Origin of the sequence: Parabacteroides distasonis, from assembly GCF_004793765.1 — a bacterium.
In the GTDB taxonomy this organism is placed as follows: Bacteria; Bacteroidota; Bacteroidia; order Bacteroidales; family Tannerellaceae; genus Parabacteroides; species Parabacteroides distasonis_A.
The window spans coordinates 1-2,500 of sequence record NZ_SRYM01000096.1 but is presented as its reverse complement, the minus strand read 5'-3'; the positions used below and the strand labels follow the sequence as shown (position 1 = coordinate 2,500).

Below are 2,500 nucleotides of genomic sequence, written 5' to 3'. Positions count from 1 at the left end.
TTTCCCTCACGGTACTGGTTCGCTATCGGTCTCTCGGGAGTATTTAGCCTTACGGGATGGGCCCCGCTGCTTCACGCAAGATTTCTCGTGCCCCGCGCTACTCAGGATGCCACTAGGCTTCAATCGTCAGTCGTGTACGGGACTATCACCCCCTACGGTCGCCCTTTCCAAGGCGTTCCACTTGACTCTATCTTGCCACGTCGTGGTCCTACAACCCCCGTGTCGCCTAAACGACACGGGTTTGGGCTCTTCCGCGTTCGCTCGCCACTACTTGCGGAATCATTGTTTATTTTCTCCTCCTATGGGTACTTAGATGTTTCAGTTCCCCACGTTCGCCTCCCTTGCGGGATGGCAGGCCTTCAACCTGCCGGGTTGCCCCATTCGGACATCCCGGGATCAAGGGATATTTGCTCCTCCCCCGGGCTTTTCGCAGCTTATCACGTCCTTCGTCGCCTCCGAGAGCCAAGGCATCCACCGTCTGCCCTTGCTTACTTTCTCTCACCTCGTACATACGTACGGGTTGATATATCTTAAGCTCGCTCTACTCGTTTCTTCTTTTTGATGTCCAACATGTCAAAGATCCTCTTTCCCTCGCGGGATGTGTGGAGAATAACGGATTCGAACCGTTGACCCTCTGCGTGCAAGGCAGATGCTCTAGCCAGCTGAGCTAATCCCCCTCATTACTTCGGAGTAGTCCCAGGCAGAGTTGAACTGCCGACCTCTACATTATCAGTGTAGCGCTCTAACCAACTGAGCTATAGGACTGTCAACCTTGCCAAGACTCACGTCCCAGCGTCATCTCTCTCTCCTGACCGGAATTCCGGCCCGTAAGATCCATATAATAAACATAATACCAACAGCAGCACAAGAGACCAATACCTCGCATGACCCCGGAACGGAATCCTGAAGCTCCAGAAAGGAGGTGTTCCAGCCGCACCTTCCGGTACGGCTACCTTGTTACGACTTAGCCCCAGTCACCAGTTTTACCCTAGGCCGATCCTCGCGGTTACGGACTTCAGGCACCCCCGGCTCCCATGGCTTGACGGGCGGTGTGTACAAGGCCCGGGAACGTATTCACCGCGCCATGGCTGATGCGCGATTACTAGCGAATCCAGCTTCACGGAGTCGGGTTGCAGACTCCGATCCGAACTGAGACGTGGTTTGGGGATTCGCTCCCTGTCGCCAGGTGGCATCCCTTTGTCCACGCCATTGTAACACGTGTGTCGCCCCGGATGTAAGGGCCGTGCTGATTTGACGTCATCCCCGCCTTCCTCGCAGCTTACGCTGGCAGTCCCGCCAGAGTCCTCAGCATGACCTGTTAGTAACTGGCGGCAAGGGTTGCGCTCGTTATGGCACTTAAGCCGACACCTCACGGCACGAGCTGACGACAACCATGCAGCACCTCGCAAACGGCTATTGCTAGAAAAGGTGTTTCCACCTCGGTCCGAATGCGTTCAAACCCGGGTAAGGTTCCTCGCGTATCATCGAATTAAACCACATGTTCCTCCGCTTGTGCGGGCCCCCGTCAATTCCTTTGAGTTTCACCGTTGCCGGCGTACTCCCCAGGTGGATCACTTAACGCTTTCGCTGTGCCGCTTACCGTGTATCGCAAACAGCTAGTGATCATCGTTTACTGCGTGGACTACCAGGGTATCTAATCCTGTTCGATCCCCACGCTTTCGTGCATCAGCGTCAGTCATGGCTTGGCAGGCTGCCTTCGCAATCGGGGTTCTGCGTGATATCTATGCATTTCACCGCTACACCACGCATTCCGCCTGCCTCAAACATACTCAAGCCCCCCAGTTTCAACGGCAATTCTATGGTTGAGCCACAGACTTTCACCGCTGACTTAAAAGGCCGCCTACGCACCCTTTAAACCCAATAAATCCGGATAACGCTCGGATCCTCCGTATTACCGCGGCTGCTGGCACGGAGTTAGCCGATCCTTATTCATAAGGTACATGCGAAGCGGGACGCGTCCCGCACTTTATTCCCTTATAAAAGAGGTTTACGAACCATAGATCCTTCATCCCTCACGCGACTTGGCTGGTTCAGGCTTACGCCCATTGACCAATATTCCTCACTGCTGCCTCCCGTAGGAGTCTGGTCCGTGTCTCAGTACCAGTGTGGGGGACCTTCCTCTCAGAACCCCTATCCATCGTCGGTTTGGTGGGCCGTTACCCCGCCAACTGCCTAATGGAACGCATGCCTATCTATCAGCGATGAATCTTTAGCAAATATTCCCATGCGGGATCCCTGCTTCATGCGGTATTAGTCCGACTTTCGCCGGGTTATCCCCCTCTGATAGGCAAGTTGCATACGCGTTACTCACCCGTGCGCCGGTCGCCGGCGGCGTATTGCTACACCCCGCTGCCCCTCGACTTGCATGTGTTAAGCCTGTCGCTAGCGTTCATCCTGAGCCAGGATCAAACTCTTCGTTGTTCAAATTGTTTCTTTTATCCTCGCCCCGGAATCCGTATATCGTAGTCCAAAGTCATAC

Annotated in this window: 2 tRNA genes and 2 rRNA genes (1 of these 4 cut by a window edge); all 4 read right to left on the bottom strand. The window is 54.6% G+C overall.

Annotated features, from left to right (window positions below):
- A 23S ribosomal RNA gene (locus E5342_RS18550) occupies positions 1–498 on the bottom strand; it reaches 2,381 nt to the left of the window's first position.
- A gap of 105 nt (positions 499–603) precedes the next feature.
- Positions 604–677: transfer RNA gene (locus E5342_RS18545), tRNA-Ala, on the bottom strand.
- Positions 678–691: 14 nt separating this feature from the next.
- Positions 692–765, bottom strand: a tRNA-Ile gene (locus E5342_RS18540).
- Positions 766–915: 150 nt separating this feature from the next.
- Positions 916–2,442: ribosomal RNA gene (locus E5342_RS18535) — 16S ribosomal RNA — on the bottom strand.
- The 16S and 23S rRNA genes sit together here with 2 tRNA genes alongside, the layout of an rRNA operon.
- Positions 2,443–2,500: the final 58 nt, after the last annotated feature.